Origin of the sequence: Streptococcus pneumoniae (assembly GCA_040719455.1) — a bacterium.
Taxonomy (GTDB): Bacteria; Bacillota; Bacilli; order Lactobacillales; family Streptococcaceae; genus Streptococcus; species Streptococcus pneumoniae_G.
The window spans coordinates 2,019,289-2,036,118 of sequence record JBFDTN010000001.1 but is presented as its reverse complement, the minus strand read 5'-3'; the positions used below and the strand labels follow the sequence as shown (position 1 = coordinate 2,036,118).

Sequence of the window (16,830 nt, the reverse complement as noted above, 5' to 3'; positions counted from 1 at the left end):
TAACAAGACACAGTCAGTTAGTAATGCAATACATGAAAACGACATGACGCTATCTATTTCCAATTCAAATGCACATGCTCATTCATTTCTTGATAAGCACGGTCCACTCGCTCTTTTGTTTCTGAGTCCAACTGCTCACGGTATTTCCCACCTTCGATCAAATCCTCTAAGATATAGGTCTGGTACTGATACAGGTCATACCCTTCAGATGAATAACGACCTGTCGGAATCCGACTGACCCAGCTTGGGTGTGCTGTTGCTGTTTGAATCTTCGTTTTTTGACCAACTTTTTCAAAAGTAACGTCCATCAAGACACCACGCTCTGTCCATTCTGCCGTTGGTACTCCGTCCATGGTTTCAATCCGCTGATTAGAGATAAAGTTCCCCATTGAATAGATAATCAACTTCTTCTCCCCATCTTTTTCCACAATCTCAGAAGGCTCAACGACATGAGGATGTCCACCAAAAATTACATCTGCTCCCCAGTCAATCATCTTGTGATACAAGGCTACCTGCTCGTCTGTCGGCTCTAGCTGGTACTCCACTCCCATCTGCGGCATGACAACGGTCACATCTGCTTCTTTTTCAGCTCTTTTCAATTCCTCTTTCATGCGTTCTTCATCTAAATTTGAGAGAACATTTTGATAGTCTTTTTTACTTAAACCTTCCTCTAAGCCGTTAAAACCATAGCAATACGCTAGAATCGCAATTTTAATACCGTTAACTTCTTTTATCAATAACGGTGCCTGATCACGATGTTCTTTCGTGTACACTCCAACCGTATCAATTCCTACTTCATCAAAGGCATTCACCGTTGTACTCACACCCTCTAGCCCAGAATCCAAGATATGATTATGGGCTAAATCAAGGACATCATACCCTGCATCCTTAATCGCAGTCAGCACATCCTTTGGCGCATTAAACAAAGGATAGCCTGCCAAGGGATAATCTGGATGAATCGTGCCTTCAAAATCACCAATCATCAAATCCGCCTGTTCAAACCAAGGCTTGACGTATTGAAAGTTCTCTGAAAAATCATATTTTCCATCTTCTCTCAAGGCACTCATATAGACCACATCGTGGTACAATAAATCACCATGCGCCATGACGCGAGCGGTATGAACAACTTTTTGCTCTGGCTCATTCTTAGGACTCTCCATCAAAGATTCAACCAATAAAACCGAAATTGCTGCAATTCCTACTGCAGAAAGCAAACCTGCTAAAAATGCTGATTTCTTCATAAGCACTCTCCTTTTTATTATTATATCAATTTTCCATTTGATTTTCTAGCATCATTACAACTCAAAATAAAGCAAAAGCGAGGAAAATTCTTCCTCGCTACTTATTTTTCAATTCTATTTAACAGCTGTTAACAAGTAATCACCGATATTTACGTTTGTTGCGTCTGTAACCTGAATAGTCGTCGTTGGGCTTGTCACAATGACTGGTGTAGTCACTGGATAGCCAGCTTCCTTGATTTTTTCAATGTCAAATGTGAGAAGCAGTTGACCTTTACGGACACGAGAACCTTGAGTGACATGGGCTGTAAAGCCATCACCATTTAGAGCTACGGTATCCATCCCTACATGGATAAGAACTTCTGTTCCATCCTCTGTTGCCAAACCAATCGCATGGTTGGTTGGGAATAAAAGGCGGACAAATCCATCTGCTGGAGCTACAACTTCACCAACACTTGGCTCAACCGCAATCCCTGGTCCCATTGCACCACTTGCAAATACCGCATCTGGAGTGTCTGAGAGAGCGATGACTTCCCCTGCCAATGGGCTAGTAATAACTTGCTCAGCACCTTCTTGTTTTTCCTCAGCAGATGCAACTAACTCACTCACTTCTGCTTTTGCATAAAGCGTTGGCACTGGAAGTGCCATTTGAACAGCAAAGGAAGCAACAACTGCAAGAACACTAAAGCCAATCATAATCCACATTGGCATTAAGCCTTCTGAACTGACATAAGCTAGAAATTGGAAAATTCCAAGAGCTCCGAAGCCATAGGATTTAACATTAAAGAAGGATAAGGCTGCACCAATCAAACCAGAAACCACACATGAAATGTAAAATGGGGTTTTCATTGGAAGGGTGATTCCGTAAATTGCCGGCTCAGTAACTCCAAAGATAGAAGAGATGAAAGCTGGAACGGTTAGGGTTTTGACTTTTTGTTCTTTCGTTTTTAGGTAAATCGCAGCTAAGACACCTGTCTGTGTGAAGTTTGGAAGAGCTGCCGCAAGCAAAATATCTGTCCAACCATTTTGAGAGAATTGCAAGATCGCAAGCGGTACAAGTGCCCAGTGAAGACCAAACATCACCATGACTTGCCATAAAGCACCAAGTAAGAGCCCGTAAATCAAAGGACTGAAGCCCATAATGGCTGTAAAGACACTAGACAAGAGGTCTGAGGCAAGATTTGCCACAGGTCCAACCACCAAGAAAGTGAGAGGCACTGTCACAAACAAGGTTGCAAATGGAACAACAAATAATTTCACCACGTCAGGTGTGACTTTTTTCATGAATTTCTCAACATGAGAAGCTACCCAGATTGCCAAGATAATTGGCATAACTGTTTGTAGATAGCTACCAGATGATGGCAATTCAAATGGAATTCCCAAAACATGAGAAAGTTTTGCCTCTGCTAATCCTGCCACTGTTGCAGGCAAGGTTGGATAAACCAGAGAACCAGCAATCGCAAGCGCTGTAAACTCATTCATTTTGAACTTACGAGCAGAGGTAATGGCAATCAACATTGGCATAAATTGGAAAAGTCCATCGCCAGTGGCTTCTAAAATCGCATAAAGAGCGCTATTGTCATGGCTCATCCCTGACACGCCTAAAATGGCTACGATCCCTTTGATAATCCCTGCTGCTGCAAGAGGACCCAAGAAAGGTTGGAAAATACCTGAAACCAGATCCACAAATCGCTCAAAGAGATTGCCTTTTGGTCCATCTTCTTCATCTGCATCCACCGTACCAGATCCTTGAAGATTACCGACTTTCAAGACTTCTGCATAAACTTCTGGAACGTGATTACCGATTACAACTTGATACTGACCACCTGCTTGAACAACGGTCACAACCCCATCTAATTGTTTCAAATAATCCGTATCTGCTTTTCCTTCATCTTTCAAGTTAAAACGCAAGCGCGTAACACAATGTTTCAAACCGCTGACATTTTCTGCTCCACCAACGTGGTCTAAAATATCTTGTGCAAGTGCTGTATATTTTGCCATGGATTCTCCTCCTTTATGTTCTTTTGGTCAAGCCCTAGCTCATCCCAGCGCTGATATATGAAAATAGGGTACAAAAAAACCTAGGTAAATACCAAACAGTAAGAAATAGATGACTCCTATTTCCCAATATTTCGTATTTAACTAGGTTTTGCCTGCATGACCAGTAACAATCCACATTCTTAGTATAACAGAATTTTAAAAAAATGCAAGCGTTTTCCAAAACTTTTTGAAAAAATTTTACCTAAGGATAAAAAGCCCCCATTTTCTTTTCATATTAAGCATATCCCTATAAACTCTCTCATAGATCTATCTAGCCTAAACCGATCAAAAAAGAGCGAGCACAATCGAAACTTAAAACGTACCACTGCTTCTCACTCCCACTCATTCAACGATGTTAGATAGTTGTTTCGTGTTGACTTCGTACACGCAGGCAGAACTTAGATCAGCTGATAGGTTGAGACAAAATTCCTTGATCTCGTTACATTTTATAGTTCTAACAATTTGACGCAGCCTTATCTGATTTGTAAAACGTTGATAAATCAACATCCTAGCAAAAGAAGCTAGCGAATGTTTCTTCACTAGCCCTATTTCCAACCTCCAACAGTCTCCTAGACTGTGGAAACAATACGAGTTATCGACATAATAAATGAAAACTAAATGACTATAAAAGAGGATTGTCAAAGATTTCCCGCATATAAACCGTCAAAACTTCGCCGTCACGTACGACCTGCTGACCTGCGATATAGACCTGATCCACATCCTGCCCTTTAGCTGCATAGACTAAGTGCGAAAGCATATGTTCTCTTGGATAGAGATGAATCTTGCCCTTTGGCTGAATCATGAGAAAGTCCGCCTGTTTTCCAACCTCAAGGCTCCCAATCTCCTGCTCCATCCCTAAAAGCTTAGCCCCTTCGATTGTCATTGCTTTTAAAGCTGTCTCAATCGGAAATTGACTCGCATCTCCAGTCCGCATTTTTTGAAGGAGTGCTGCTGTGCGCCCCTCTTCAAATAAATCTAAGTTATTGTTAGAAGCTACCGAGTCTGTCGCAATACCGACTGTCACGCCTTGCTTTTGCAGATCTGTAATCGGAGCAATGCCTGATGCTAGCTTGAGATTACTGATAGGGTTGTGGGCAATGCCGACCTGTGATTGACCTAAGCGAGCGATTTCTGCTTCATTTAACTCCACACCGTGGGCAAAGACAGCTTGCCAATCCAAATAGCCCAATTCCTCCAAGTAAGCAAGAGGACGCTTGCCATAGCGCTCCAAGATCATCTGACTTTCTCGCTCCGTCTCTGCCACATGAATGTGTAGGGGCAAGTTCAATTCTTTCGCTAAAGCACGGCTTTCTACGAGCAAGTCTGTACTACATGTATAGGGAGAGTGCGGTGCCACCATGACACGAAAACGTTCATCTTGATACGACAAAATCTCCTCAATTGTCTGCCGTGTCTGCGCAATCGTCTCTTCTGTTGATTCACCATCTTTACTAAACAAGGTCGGAGAAAAATAGCAACGCATGCCAGATGCTTTCACTGCTTGATAAATAGCACGAATATCCACCCCTTGAGGATTGTACATGTCATTGAAAGTCGTCGTACCTGAGCGTAGCATTTCAGCCAAAGCCATCTTGACCGCCTGCGTCGTCACCTCAGGTGTGAACTGACTCTCAGCAGGCCAAATATAGTCTTCTAGCCACTCATGCAAATTGCTATCATCACGAATCCCTCGCAAAACCGTCATAGGACTATGAGTATGGCAATTAACCAAACCTGGTAAAATCCAGCTGCCCTCACCATCTACAATCTCTTCACACTGATCCAACATCGCCTGATTGCTAGGTCCCACATAGGCAATTTTTGCGCCATCAATGACCAAAAGTCCGTCTTTAAAAATCTGAAACTCCTCATCACAGGTCACTAAGGTTACATGTTTAAACGCTTTCATTGCTCCTCCTTTTTCCCCACTGCTGGTTTTTGATTTTTGCTATTATAACAAGAGAATCAGAAAAACTCAACCATTTTTTAAAAAACAAAGAAAAAAGATACGAATTTATTCAAAAAGACAGACATTTTTTATAATTCTATCCCATATTATTCAAAATTTAGATAATCCCTTATCTTATTTAGAAAAAAGAGCAAGACCAATCGCAATTTCCAACTACGATTGAATCTCACTCTTTATGATATTAACGTTTGTCCAATTTCTTGGTCACAAAATCTCCGATAAATTGCAAGATAAAGACCAAAATCAAAATAGCAATAGTTGATACCAAGACAATATCCTGCTTATTGCGTGTAAATCCGATGAGATAAGCCAGATTTCCTAGCCCTCCAGCACCGATAACTCCAGCAACAGCAGTTGAGCCGACCAAGGCAATGGCTGTCACGGTAATTCCTGACACAAGGGCAGGTGAAGACTCAGGAATCAAGACCTTAAAAATAATCTGACAGGTATTTGCTCCCATGGATTCTGCCGCTTCAATCACCCCAGATGGAATTTCATTTAGGGCAATGGACACCAAACGAGCGTAAAAGGGCGCTGCACTAATCACCAAGGTAGGCAAAGCTCCACGAGGTCCCAAAATTGTCCCCATCAAAACCTTGGTAAAAGGCATCAAAAGCGCCAAGAGAATGATGAAAGGAACGGAGCGGAAGATATTGATAAGCCCTGCTAAAATGACATTTGCCACCTTGTTTTGGAGCATTTTCCCAGGTCCTGTCAAATACAAGAATAAGCCTAAAATCAAGCCAATCACAAACACATAAGCCGTTGAAATCAAGGTCATATAAAGGGTTTCTTGAGTTGCCTTTAAGACCTCACCCCATTCGACATTCTGAAAGCTCAACATATCCTCTAAAAGCTCAAAAAAGCCTATTTGAACTGCTTTATACATGCTCCAATACCTCCACTTTCATTCCTTTCTGGCTGAGTTGCTCAATGACAGCTCCTACCTTGCTTACATCTTCAATCACTACAATCAAGCTTCCAATCGGTCCTTCCTGCGTGATATTGACCTTCCCTTGTAAAATCGAAATTGATACATCCAACTGACGGATCACTTCTGCCAGGGCACCCGTTCCTGCGCTCTCACCCAAATACTGAATTCGTGCTACTGCACCCACATTCAACGCCCCTTCTAAGTGAGCAAAGACCTGCGTCAAATCTTCTTCAGAACGCTCTTCACCGACAAACTGCTGAGTGATGGCTTTTTGCGGATGTTTAAAGACATCAATTACCTTGCCTTCTTCTACGACTTGCCCATTTTCCATCACCGCAACCTTGTGGCAAATCTGGCTCACCACATGCATCTCATGGGTAATCATAACAATGGTCAAGCCCAATTTCTTGTTAATATCCACCAGCAGATTTAAAATATCCTTGGTCGTTTTTGGATCTAGCGCACTTGTCGCCTCATCACAGAGCAAGACTTCCGGCTGATTAGCAAGAGCACGCGCAATACCGACCCGCTGCTTTTGTCCACCAGAAAGTTGAGCAGGATAGGATTTTTCACGCCCCTCTAAGCCCACTAAACCAATCAATTCCTTAACACGTTGTTGGCGCTCCTCCTTTGGCACTCCTGCCACTTCTAGCGGAAAGGCAATATTTTCTTCCACTGTCCGTGACCATAGGAGATTGAAATGCTGGAAAATCATGGAAATTTTCTTGCGAGTTTCTAGTAATTCTTTCTTTTTAAGGCTGGTAATATCCTTGCCACCTAGAAAAATCTTCCCAGACGACACACTCTCTAAACCATTGAGCAAACGTACCAAGGTACTTTTCCCTGCTCCTGAAAACCCAATAATCCCAAAAATATCTCCCTTTTCAATCGCAAGTGACACATGGTTGACCGCTGTTACTCGTCCTTGCTTGGTCTCATAGACCTTTGATACATCTTCAATCCGAATCATCTTTCTTCCTTTCCTCTTCTTCACCAGAAAAACGAACTAGCTAGCAGCCCTCAGATAGAAAAAGCTCAAGCTAGTTCGTTGGTTTCTCATCGTCCTACTATTTAGCAGGAATGACTGAGCCATCTTTGTATTTATCTTCGATGAATTTCTTGATATCATCACTTTGTAAAACCTTGACAAGGGCTTTAATCTTATCTTTGTCCTTATCTGCTGGTTTTACCGCAATTAAGTTTGCATATGGTGAAGACTCATCTTCAATCGCAATCGAATCTTTAACTGGCGAAAGTTTAGCATCAATCGCAAAGTTTGAATTGATAATCACCGCATCTCCCTCGTCATTTTCATAGGTTTTCACCAAGAACTCAGGAGCAATCTCTGTCTTGATTTGGATATTTTTCTTGTTTTCTGCAATGTCAGTCAACTGCGCTGTCACAGGATCCACACCGTCTTTTAAGGTCATCAAGCCATTTTTCACAAACAAATCAATGAAACGTCCGACCTCTGCTGGGTTGGTTGAAGCATAAACCGTCGCATTCTCTGGCAAATCTTTGATGGATTTGTACTTCTTAGAGTAAATAGCTAGTGGTTCGATGTGCACATTTCCCACGCTCACAAGGTCTTCGTTGTTTTCCTTGTTGAACTTCTCAAGATAAGGGGTGTGTTGGAAGAAGTTAGCATCCGCATCTCCATCAAAAACGATTTTATTTGGTGTCACATAGTCGTTTACGATGTTAATGTCCAAGCTATAGCCTTCTTTTTCCAAGATTGGTTTTGCTGCTTCTAAGATTTCTGCGTGCGGAGCTGGTGAGGCTACCACTGTGATCTTCGTATCCTTGCCACCATCAGAAGAATTCCCTCCTCCACAAGCAGCCAAAGTCACAGCTGCCACACCAACAAAACCAAGTGTTAATAATTTCTTAAACGTCATCATTTATCTCCTTTGTCTATCTCAAATTGATATATCCAGTGTACCATCTAGCTCTTTTTCTGTCCAATACCAAAAATCTATCATGGGGTATAGGTAGAAGTTATAAGGGAAAATGTTCTCAGAAAAACTTCACAATCTTTTCGATACACTTTTCAAAAAGAGCTGGATTGTCTAACCAGTCAAAATTATAGCATGTTTGTGAAATATCCCTATTAACAGAAAAATACTATCCATCTACGTTAAAAAATAGAACTGTATAAAGCATCAAATATCGTCGCCATAGCACTACACATCATGTATGTTTTAACTGTTTTTATCCATCAAATATGTGTGAATTTCTGCATTCGAGCGCCTCTACATCAGTTTGACATGTCTTGCAACATTGAACAATTTCATGATTTATTATACAATGCTCACAGTATTTACTAACCTATTTGCGTAGATAGGCAAAAAATATTGAACAACAGTTGGAGGATCGTATGAAAAGAGATAGTCATAAGAAGCAATTACTAGCGGTATCATTGATAACCACCAGTATCTTGATGGCACATGCCAAGCAAGTCGAAGCGCAGGAAGAAAGCCTACCTAGCGTCACCACGGAAATAAAAGACAACACGACACCTGCTATCAATGAAGCTGAAGGTGTATCAGAGGTTCAACCTTTAGAATCAGAAGTACCTTCTTCAAATCCAGAAACCACTCTTAGCTCCGAATTAGACAGCACGAATGTTACAAAAATTTGGGAAGATAGCCAACAAGGAGCAGGGACCGTAACCGCAATCCTTGACAGTGAGCTAAATAGCCAGCATGAGATTTTCTCACCTACAAATCTTAAAACACCTAAAGTAAAAACAGAGCAGGATTTGAACGGCTTAAAAGAAGCAGCAAAGATTGATTATGGCAAATGGATTTCATCCAAAGTTATTTTTGCCCATAACTATCTTAAAAACAACGATGACATCGCAGGCACAGATACACATGGAAGTCATGTATCTGGTATTGCAGTCGGAGAAAGTACACAGGCTATGGAAAATGGCTTGAAAATGACTGGTGTTGCTCCTCAATCTCAACTGATATTTATGAAAGTCGTTGGAGGAGCTGATGAATTAAGAGCCAAAGCCATGATAGACGCCATCAATCTAGGTGCCGATAGTATCAATATGAGCTATGGAAAAGGTGGAGATTCAAAAGATAATTTGCACCCAGATGTAGTAAAAGCCATCCAATTAGCCAAAGAAAAAGGCGTTTTCTTGGTAGCAAGCGCAGGAAACGACCGTGCGTTTGGAGATACGTCCAAAAAACCATTAGCAACCAATCCCGACTTTGGGGTCATTGCCTCCCCAGGTTTATCAGAGGATGTGATCAGTGTCGCTGCTTACCAAAATCCTTATATTTACAGTGAGTATCTCACAACATCAACACAAGAAAAAATTGCCATCTCCACCAGTCAAGGTTTACTGACTGGATTTGACAAAAATAAACAATACAAGTTTGTTGACGCTAAATTTGGACGAGAAGAAGACTTTAAAACAATTAACTCAAAAGGAAAGATTGTGTTGATTCAGCGTGGAGAGATTGGATTTGCTGATAAAATTACTAATGCAATCGCAAGTGGCGCAGCAGGGGTGCTTATTTATAATAATGTAGCAGGAGAAAATCTAACATTACCATTACCTGAAAAACTTGCCAAAATACCGTCTGGCTTTATCAGTCAAAAAGATGGGCAAGCCTTGTTAAACAAGCAAAATCAAACATTATCGTTTCCTAAGAACTATCAAATTTTTCAAAATCCTGGTGGCAATCAGATCGGAAATTTCTCCAGTTGGGGACTTACGGCAGATGGTCATATAAAACCAGACGTTGCAGCCCCAGGAGGCTTCACCTACTCAGCTTCTTTCAAAGGAGATCATAACTATGAATTGATTAACGGTACGAGTTCCGCAGCTCCCCATGTTGCTGGGTTAGTCAATCTCTTAAAACCTATCTATCAAAAACGTTTTCCAAACAAAACACCAAAAGAGCTGGCACCATTCATAAAACAGATTCTGATGAGCTCAGCTACTGCTATCTTTAATGAACAAGAAAAAGCTTATATTTCACCACGACAACAAGGAGCTGGTCTTGTAGATGCAAAAAAAGCTGCCCTTGCGACTGCTTATGTGACCGATCAAAATGGGAACAGTAAGATACATCTTGGGGATGTAAAAGATAGATTTCATCTAACGGCTAAAATTCATAACTTAAGCTCTACCCCTACTAAATTTTACTATACAGCACATCTTGCAACCGATAAAGTAGAAGGGGAACATTTTGCACTTGCACCAAAGCATTTACTAACAACGGATATTAAAACAGTAGTTGTTCCAGCAAATAGTACACTAGACATTACTATCCCTATTGATGTTAGCAAGTTTCACAACCAGTTGATAAAACAAATGCCTAACGGCTACTTTTTGGACGGCTTTATCCGCTTTATGACCTCTCCCAATGATTCTGAAATAATGAGCATTCCTTTCATTGGTTTTCGTGGAGCAGGTAAGTTCGCTGATTTAAGAGCCATCGAACAATCCATCTATGAAAGTCCAAATAAAACATTTTATTATGCACGACCTAACCATCTAAAGGATGGCGAATTTGAGGTCAGTGAATTTAAAGAATTTAAAGCACAGAACTTTACAGCTCTCCTTAGTCAATATGGATCTTGGGGATATGTGCAAGAATCAAAACGTCCAGATTTCATTGAAGAAGAAGCCTTGGAATTTCGCTCTACTACTGTTTTAGGGACTTATGATAAAGCAGGTACAAACGATATCAAAACATTAGTCTTCAAAGATGGAAAACCTTATCTAGCCCTTTCACCAAATGGGGATGGTGTCATGGACACCGTTGTATTTAGAGGAACACTTTTACGCAATGTAAAAGATTTAAAAGCCAAGGTTTATCGAACATCTGACCTCACAAATCCTATCTGGGAAAGCTCAGAACCCTCAAGAGCTGATAAGCATTACAGCGAATCCTTAGAAAAAACGGGTGCTACTACTACTTTTGAAAAAACTAGATGGGATGGAAAAGACCAAGGTGGACAGTATGTAGGGGATGGGAAGTATATCTATCGTATCGTATTTACTCCTATTTCTGAAGGAGCAAAAGAACAGTCCATGGATTTCTATTTGACACTCAATACTACCCCACCTGTACTACCTTCATCAGCGACTTATGATCACACTTCTCGATTCGTCAAAGTCACCCCTAAAGAACAATCCACAGGAACAACTCCTATTTTGCGAGAGCGGTTAGCCTACACTGATATAGAGGACGAACTACCAGTTATTCGCTATATAGAAGCACAGCCTGACGGAACTTTTAGCATCCCAAGCACAACTCATACCGAATCAGGAGAAGTAACTGAGCTGACACTTGAACAACTAACTTATGTGGTTGAAGACTTCGCAGGTAATTATTCTCATATAAAACTTACCGAGATTCTCAACAAGGAAAATCATCAGCCTGATGTCCCCGAAAAAGAGAATCCTAAAGATGAGATGCCTAAAAAAGAAACTCCTGAAAAGAAGAACTCTCAAAACGAAGCTCCTAAAAATGAGAATTCTAAGAATGAAGTTCCTAAAGAAGAGAATCCTAAAAATGAGAACAATCAAAACGAGACTCCTAAAAAAGAAATGCCTCAAAATGAAACTTCTAAAAATGAAGAGCTTCAAAATGAAGTTCCTAAAGAAGAGAATCATTCAAGAACTCTAGCACCAAGGATAGGCAACATTCTAAAGAAAACTTCTCTAGCTTCTCAAGCAAAACTAACTGAATCTAAAATGGGTAAAGGTCAAGACACCAAGAAGTCAGAAAAACCATATCATAAGACCTATGAACTTCCTCAAACAGGGGATTCAACGAAGCATACAACGCTATTAGGAAGCCTACTGTCATCCTTCTACGTTGTACTAAAAATCGTATCGAATCGAAAAAAAGATTCTCAATAGTGTTCAATACCCTCTTGCTCTATTCTATCAAGAGGGTATTGAATATCAGAAAAACCTTACCTTTTGAACATTGTTTCCTACCTAATAAATAAGAGAAAGAGCACTTCTGTTTTAGTTTATAAAAGCAGAAGTTCTTTTTTACTTAAAATGATTATTGTTAGCTTTCCTGACTTCGCAATTCTCCTCTTTAGACTGTCTTGTCCGTAGATTCACGATTTCTACGACATCACGATTGGGTCTCACTCCCATTTGATAATCCTTGGAGAATCTCACTATCATCTACAATGACTTTTTAAAGTGAGCATTATCAATATCAACATAGACAATGTTATCCTCCTAAAATTATTTTTCAGCCTCGAATCATCAAAAAAGCACCTACTTGGTGCTTTTTACTACTATTTTACTGCATTGCAGGAAGAAGATAGCCGTATCCTTCTTTTTCCATCTCTTCTTTTGGAATAAAGCGCAAGGCTGCACTGTTAATGCAGTAGCGAAGTCCGCCTTCTTCTTTCGGTCCATCTGTAAAGACATGTCCTAAATGGGCATTGCCAGAACGGCTCCGCACTTCAATTCTCTCCATGCCGTGTGTTGTATCACGATAGTAGTGAATCACTTCTTTGGCAATGGGGCGCGTGAAACTTGGCCAACCGCAACCAGCATCAAACTTATCACTGGCAAAAAAGAGCGGCTCTCCTGTTGTGATATCCACGTAAATTCCTTCTTCGAACGTGTCAAAATAGGCATTTTGAAACGGGCGCTCTGTCGCACTTTCTTGAGTGACGCGGTAAGACTCTTCTGACAAGCGTTCTTTTAAGCTTTCTTGGGATTCTTTTTGGTAATCTTTGGGGTCAATCAAGGGTTGATAAGCATCATTGACATTGATGTGGCAATAGCCGTTTGGATTTTTCTTGAGGTAATCTTGATGATAATCCTCTGCCAAGATATAATGACGCAAAGGCTCCACTTCTACTGCAATCTTCTGCCCTAATTGCTCCTCAATTTCTGCTACGACTTGGGCAATCGTTGGTAACTGCGCCTCATTCTTGTAATAAATCCCTGTCCGATATTGGCGCCCTACGTCATTTCCCTGTTTATTGACCGATAGCGGATCAATAATGCGGAAATAATAGAGCAGGATTTCCCGCAAGCTGACAACTGCTTCATCGTATTCTACATAAATCGTCTCTGCATGGTCTGTTTGTTTAATCAACTGGTAATTCGTCGTCTCAACCTGCCCATTGGCATAGCCAACACTTGTCGCAAGCACACCATCAATGCGTGAAAAGTACTCTTCCACACCCCAAAAACAACCGCCTGCTAAATAAATTTCTGCCATATTTTTCTCCTTTATTCTTCCATATATTGCAATTTCCCACGGAAATCATCTAAGCTTTCATAGCCTTTTTCTGCCATAATGGCTTGTAATTCTGCTGTGATACGTTCAAAAGCTACAACGCCTTCTTTGTGGAGGGTCGTTCCGACCTGCACCATGCTCGCTCCGCAGAGGATATGCTCGAAGGCATCGCGCCCTGTCAAGACGCCGCCCGTTCCGATGATTTGGATTTCTGGTTTCAAACGCTGATAGAAGGCATGGACATTTGCTAGCGCAGTCGGCTTGATATACTCGCCACCGATTCCTCCAAAACCGTTCTTCGGACGGATGACCACCGACTCGTCCTCGATGTAGAGGCCATTTCCAATCGAGTTGACACAGTTGACAAAGGCAAGTGGGAATTGATTAAAAATCGCTGCCGCCTGATCAAAATGCACCATGTCAAAATAAGGCGGCAACTTGATGCCCAAGGGCTTCTTAAAGTAGCTGAATACCTCTGTCAAGATTTTCTCTGTTGTCTCAAAATCATAGGCAATCTGCGGCTTTCCTGGCACATTTGGACAAGATAAATTCAACTCAGTCAAGCCCTTGAAGTCGCTTGCTTCGACCTGCTTCAAAATCGTATGTGTCTCCTCCTGCGACATGCCGACAAGAGATAAAAAGAAGGTGCGCTCAGGCTCTTTTTCCTGCAAGTCCAAGAGGTAGTCCAGGTAATAATCCAAACCCTGATTTGGCAAGCCCATAGAGTTGATAGACCCTAGTGGCACATCTTGATAACGCGGCTCAGGATTTCCTGCGCGTGCTTCTAAGGTCGCCGTCTTGGTCACAAAGGTCCCTGCTTGTGAGTTTTTCACTTCCTCTAACTCTGCAATGGTCATGCAGGCAACCCCTGCCGCATTCATCAGGCAGTTTTCAAAGATAAAATCTGCAATTCGTGTCTTGGTCGATGGCATAGCGTCCTCCTTATACTCGTTAAGTCTCAAAAACTGATATCCGTCATTCACTTTGCTTCCCCTCTAGTATATCATCTCTCTTCATTTTTAGGGGAATTTCTCTCACATTCTCACATAAATGTTCGGTTTCTAATTGTCCGAATTTTTAGAAAATTCTCGTCTTTTGACTTTACAAGTCTCATGATTTCTGTTATAATAGCCCATGTAAAAAAATATAACATACAAGGAGTACAACATGACAACTGCTAAAGAATACATTCAAAGCACTTTTGAAACGGTTAAAGCACGCAACGGCCATGAGGCAGAATTCCTCCAAGCTGTGGAAGAATTTTTCTCTACCCTTGAGCCTGTATTTGAAAAACATCCAGAGTACATCGAAGAAAACATCCTTGCTCGTATCACAGAGCCAGAACGTGTGATTAGCTTCCGTGTCCCTTGGGTGGATCGTGACGGTAAGGTACAAGTCAACCGTGGCTACCGTGTGCAATTTAACTCAGCAGTTGGTCCTTACAAGGGCGGACTTCGCTTCCACCCAACTGTTAACCAAGGAATCTTGAAATTCTTGGGATTTGAACAAATCTTTAAAAATGTTTTGACTGGTCTACCAATCGGTGGTGGTAAAGGTGGTTCAGACTTTGATCCAAAAGGCAAAACAGATGCGGAAGTTATGCGCTTTTGCCAAAGCTTTATGACTGAGTTGCAAAAGCACATCGGACCTTCTCTTGATGTACCAGCAGGGGACATCGGAGTTGGAGGACGCGAGATTGGTTACCTATATGGTCAATACAAACGCCTTCGTCAATTTGACGCTGGTGTCTTGACTGGTAAACCTCTTGGATTTGGCGGTAGCTTGATTCGCCCAGAAGCGACTGGTTATGGACTTGTTTACTATACCGAAGAAATGCTTCAAGCCAACGGTCAAAGCTTCGCTGGCAAAAAAGTAGTCATTTCAGGTTCAGGAAACGTTGCTCAGTACGCTCTTCAAAAAGCAACAGAACTTGGTGCAACTGTCATCTCTGTTTCTGACTCAAACGGCTATGTTATTGACGAAAACGGCATTGACTTTGATTTGCTTGTGGATGTCAAAGAAAAACGTCGTGCCCGCTTGACTGAGTATGCTGCCGAAAAACCTTCTGCAACTTACTATGAGGGATCTGTATGGACTTACGCAGGCAACTACGATATCGCTTTGCCATGCGCTACTCAAAATGAAATCAATGGTGAAGCTGCAAAACGTCTCGTAGCACAAGGTGTTATCTGCGTTTCTGAGGGAGCAAATATGCCAAGTGACCTTGATGCGATTGCCGTTTACAAAGAAAATGGCATTTACTACGGACCTGCCAAAGCTGCGAACGCTGGTGGTGTAGCAGTATCTGCTCTTGAAATGAGCCAAAACAGCCTTCGCTTGTCATGGACACGCGAAGAAGTAGATGGTCGCTTGAAAGATATCATGAAAAATATCTTCAATACTGCCAAAGAAACTGCTGAAACCTATGACCTTGGCAAAGATTATCTTGCTGGAGCAAACATTGCAGCCTTTGAAAATGTTGCAAATGCTATGATTGCACAAGGAATTGTTTAATATACATCATAAAAGAGGGTGAGATACTAGGTCTCAACCCTCTTATTTGTTATCATATATGCCATTTAACACAATTCAACAATTTTAAAGAACAATCATAGTCTCTATTATCATGATATAGTTGTTTAGTTTTGATTTAGTACGAGGCAACGAATAGCTGGCATAACTGGGATTAACTGAGGATTAACTGAGGATTATTTCATAATCCTTATTTCCCACCTTCAACAGTCCACTGGACTGTTGGAGCAAGATGAGTGAACGACGTCATCAATGAAAACTAAATGAACTACCTTGCTAAAAAACCTGTCCTACTGACTCACCCCAAGAAGCATCTTTGTAGAAGAGCCGATACAGTTTATCTCGATCCTTATCCCCTTCGAAAATCAAAGACATAGTGATCTTTTTTCCTACTGGGAGGCGGCTCGCCAATAATTGACTATCAAAAGTAGATGTATCAAGCGAATAAATCTCACTGTCCGTATCTGACAAGGTAAAGTCATACACGTTCAAAAGAGCACTGCTAGAACCGGTATTTTCCACTGTCACTTCTGCAACAACTGCTGTCCCTTGTGGATAGTCAAGGAGCTTTCGCGTCTCATCCACACGAATCCCTGTAAGCGTAACTTTTAGACCGTCCGTATCCGTATGAGCTTCCCCTAGATTATAAGTCAATTCTTCTCGGAACAAATGTTCGTTCCAATAAGAAGACTCAGCTAATTCCTCTTGATAGAGGCTGCCAAAGATCGCTGCAACGGCGATAAATAAAGCCATAAAAACAATGATCACTCCGCCTACTACTGTTGTCCAAAACAAAGGTTGCTTATAGATGGGCCGTTTTAGTTGATAAATATGACCATCTTCAGTGATGATTTCCTTTGGAATCTTTTCCAT

11 protein-coding genes are annotated in these 16,830 nt (G+C 41.4%); 2 read left to right on the top strand and 9 right to left on the bottom strand.

Features of this window, described 5'->3' with window-relative positions; genetic code table 11:
* Positions 1–53: 53 nt before the first annotated feature.
* From AB1I63_09910 to AB1I63_09885, 6 genes are all read right to left on the bottom strand, one after another.
* The gene (locus AB1I63_09910) at positions 54–1,241 is read right to left on the bottom strand and encodes a CapA family protein (protein ID MEW4355141.1); all 1,188 of its coding nucleotides are present in this window, start codon (positions 1,239–1,241) and stop codon (positions 54–56) included.
* Positions 1,242–1,355: 114 nt separating this feature from the next.
* A complete protein-coding gene (locus AB1I63_09905) occupies positions 1,356–3,239 on the bottom strand; it encodes a beta-glucoside-specific PTS transporter subunit IIABC (protein MEW4355140.1) in 1,884 nt (627 codons plus the stop codon).
* 661 nt (positions 3,240–3,900) lie between these two features.
* Positions 3,901–5,187, bottom strand: coding sequence for a TRZ/ATZ family protein (locus AB1I63_09900; GenBank protein MEW4355139.1), 1,287 nt, complete (start codon positions 5,185–5,187; stop codon positions 3,901–3,903).
* Positions 5,188–5,428: 241 nt separating this feature from the next.
* Complete coding sequence (locus tag AB1I63_09895) at positions 5,429–6,136, bottom strand: methionine ABC transporter permease (GenBank protein ID MEW4355138.1); 708 nt, start codon at positions 6,134–6,136, stop codon at positions 5,429–5,431.
* Complete coding sequence (locus AB1I63_09890; GenBank protein ID MEW4355137.1) at positions 6,129–7,151, bottom strand: methionine ABC transporter ATP-binding protein; 1,023 nt, start codon at positions 7,149–7,151, stop codon at positions 6,129–6,131. Before AB1I63_09890 ends, AB1I63_09895 begins: the two co-directional genes overlap by 8 nt.
* Before the next feature lie 97 nt (positions 7,152–7,248).
* Positions 7,249–8,082, bottom strand: a complete 834-nt coding sequence (locus AB1I63_09885; protein MEW4355136.1) for a MetQ/NlpA family ABC transporter substrate-binding protein — start codon at positions 8,080–8,082, stop codon at positions 7,249–7,251.
* A gap of 476 nt (positions 8,083–8,558) precedes the next feature.
* Here AB1I63_09885 and AB1I63_09880 point away from each other — a divergent pair, with 476 nt between their 5' ends.
* Positions 8,559–12,071, top strand: coding sequence for a S8 family serine peptidase (locus AB1I63_09880; protein MEW4355135.1), 3,513 nt, complete (start codon positions 8,559–8,561; stop codon positions 12,069–12,071).
* A 400-nt stretch (positions 12,072–12,471) separates the two neighbouring features.
* Here the strand turns inward: AB1I63_09880 and msrB are convergent, their stop codons facing one another.
* Positions 12,472–13,407, bottom strand: a complete 936-nt coding sequence (msrB, locus tag AB1I63_09875; GenBank protein MEW4355134.1) for a peptide-methionine (R)-S-oxide reductase MsrB — start codon at positions 13,405–13,407, stop codon at positions 12,472–12,474.
* An 11-nt stretch (positions 13,408–13,418) separates the two neighbouring features.
* Complete coding sequence (locus AB1I63_09870; GenBank protein MEW4355133.1) at positions 13,419–14,357, bottom strand: dihydroorotate oxidase; 939 nt, start codon at positions 14,355–14,357, stop codon at positions 13,419–13,421.
* A 235-nt stretch (positions 14,358–14,592) separates the two neighbouring features.
* Between AB1I63_09870 and gdhA the strand changes: the two genes are divergently transcribed.
* A complete protein-coding gene (gene gdhA / locus AB1I63_09865) occupies positions 14,593–15,939 on the top strand; it encodes an NADP-specific glutamate dehydrogenase (protein MEW4355132.1) in 1,347 nt (448 codons plus the stop codon).
* A 294-nt stretch (positions 15,940–16,233) separates the two neighbouring features.
* Here gdhA and AB1I63_09860 read toward each other — a convergent pair whose 3' ends face one another.
* On the bottom strand, positions 16,234–16,830 hold the full coding sequence (locus AB1I63_09860; protein ID MEW4355131.1) for a DUF4352 domain-containing protein: 597 nt from the start codon (positions 16,828–16,830) through the stop codon (positions 16,234–16,236).